Source organism: Moraxella caviae (genome assembly GCF_002014985.1).
Lineage (GTDB): Bacteria > Pseudomonadota > Gammaproteobacteria > Pseudomonadales > Moraxellaceae > Moraxella > Moraxella caviae.
This window is the reverse complement of record NZ_MUXU01000107.1, coordinates 498-2645: the sequence shown is the minus strand read 5'-3', so window position 1 is coordinate 2645 and position 2148 is coordinate 498. Positions and strand designations below refer to the sequence as shown.

Annotated in this window: 1 protein-coding gene and 1 pseudogene; both read left to right on the top strand. The window is 39.2% G+C overall.

Annotation, left to right across the window (positions count from 1 at the left end; translation table 11 throughout):
• A pseudogene (locus B0181_RS12190) lies at positions 1–285 on the top strand (hypothetical protein); the annotation flags it as partial.
• A 153-nt stretch (positions 286–438) separates the two neighbouring features.
• Entirely contained in the window at positions 439–1872 is a 1434-nt protein-coding gene (locus B0181_RS11690) for an SNIPE associated domain-containing protein (protein WP_158078981.1), read from the top strand.
• Positions 1873–2148: the final 276 nt, after the last annotated feature.

The following is a 2148-nucleotide window of genomic DNA, read 5'->3' as shown; positions in this document are numbered from 1 at the left end:
ATTATGCGTGGTAATGTACCATCAAAAGGTGGTAGTTACCAAATCACCGATGAACACGCATTACGTATTGATTGTGCGGTTGCAAGATTGGTTAGGTATAGTGCTTTATTAGGCAGGGTATTTTGTTTGCGTTATCTGTTGCGACTTAGTGAGCGTGATATTGCACGTGATGATTTTGTAAGTGGCGCATTCAATAAGCATAGACGGGCAAATCGTGCCGATGTACGAGAAGCCTTGCACAAAGCAGAAGGATTTATCGCAAGCTGTTTAACGCAAAGTGCTTGACTTTGGTAACCAAATAGGGTTATAATCTATCCATAATGCGGAATTACGCTTATACGACACCCTATCTATTTGATGAGGTGTTTTTTGTAACAGATACTTGCCAAAGTGTTGCAGTTTACAATAATATATTGCTTTTCGGATATGGAGAGCAGAATGGGTTCGTTAATTGCCATTGTAGCGGCTATTGTTTTCTTTTGTTTGTGGTGGGGTGAAAAACAAAAGCACTCAATGTACGAAATCGACAAAGAAGTTTTTGCAAAAGAGCTAGAAAGTTTTGTTCAAGAGTTGAACAGTAAGAATAAGGAGCTAGATAGCAAAAACAAAGAGCTGCTGGAATGTCAGCATAGGTATGATGAAATTTATCGTGTTTACAAACCGATTGTTGATTTAGATGAACACATTAAGCATCGTGAGAAGCAATTACAAGCGATTGAGGGTGATATTTCTCGCGTTCAAGAAAGTTATAAAAGTAAGCGTAAAATCTATGACGAATTAAAAGCTAAGGTTGCAATTTATGATGAGCAACTTGAATTGGCTAATGTTGGCATATACGAACCGCATTTTGATTTTGGTACATCTGAAAAGTACAAAGAGGTGATTAAAAGCAATCGCGAAACGCAAAAAGAAATGGTCAAGCAACAGCGAGCCGTTATAGGTGGCGATGGTTGGACTGTAAATGGTAGTGCTGCAACTGGTGCTAAAATGGCGAGACAAGCAAAACAGCTTACATTGCGGTCTTTTAATAACGAATGTGATGCGGCCATTGCAAATACTACATGGAAAAATTTTGACCGTATGGAAAGTCGTATTCACAGAGCCTTTGAAGCTATTAACAAATTTAATAAAACCAATAGAATTAGTATCAATTCTGAATACTTGACACTCAAGATAGATGAATTGCGCCTAGTGCATGAACATAAGTTAAAGGTGCAACAAGAGCGTGAAGAGCAGGCAGAACTACGCCGATTGGAGCGTGAAGAAGAGCAGTTGCGTAAAGAAGCTGAAAAAGCCCGTGCCGAAGAGCTAAAACTGCAAAATCTATTGGCAAAAATTCAGGAGCAAGCCAATCATTCACAAGGTGAAGAATTGGAAAGCCTAAAAGCAGAAATTGTTGAACTGGGTGAAGAGCTAAAAGAATTGCAACGCAAAAACGACCGTGTTAAGTCTATGGCAGAACAGACCAAGCTGGGTTACGTTTATGTTATTTCAAATATTGGCTCATTTGGTAAAGATGTGTACAAAATCGGCATGACGCGACGTTTAGACCCAATGGATAGGGTGCGTGAACTGGGCGATGCTAGTGTGCCGTTTTATTTTGATGTTCACGCTATGGTATTTAGCGAAGATGCGCCAGCATTGGAAGCGCAACTTCAACGAGAGTTTGCCGACAGACGTGTCAATTTGGTTAATTATCGCAAAGAGTTCTTTAACGTTGAACTTAATGAAATTAAGGATAAATTACTGGAGATTGACCCTAACGTGAATTTTGTAGATGAAGTCGAGGCAAAAGAGTATTTTGAATCGCTGGAGTTGAGAAACCAAGTTATTGAGATGCAAAAAACTGATGAAATGCCAGATGAGATTTAAATAGACTATATATAAAACCCGCTTTACACAGTGGGTTTTTTGTTGTATATTATGTGTAAGGTCTCAAAAGCCTTAAAACAGCGGTAAATCACCCCGTCAGCGTGATATTTTTGTATCTATCCTTAGTTAATCCGAACTGTGGATTTATACAAATCTGCATAATCCTTTTTGATTATGACCGACGGTGCGACGAATACAATACCCAGCAATGGGGAATAAGTCCGCCATTCTGTTTTATGGTTTTGAGCCGTTGGTCGCCCTATTTTCTCGTGTACC

Bases quoted from the DNA above. Each gene is read 5' to 3' on its own strand.
- B0181_RS11690 (WP_158078981.1), top strand. From the start codon at position 439: ATGGGTTCGTTAATTGCCATTGTAGCGGCTATTGTTTTCTTTTGTTTG.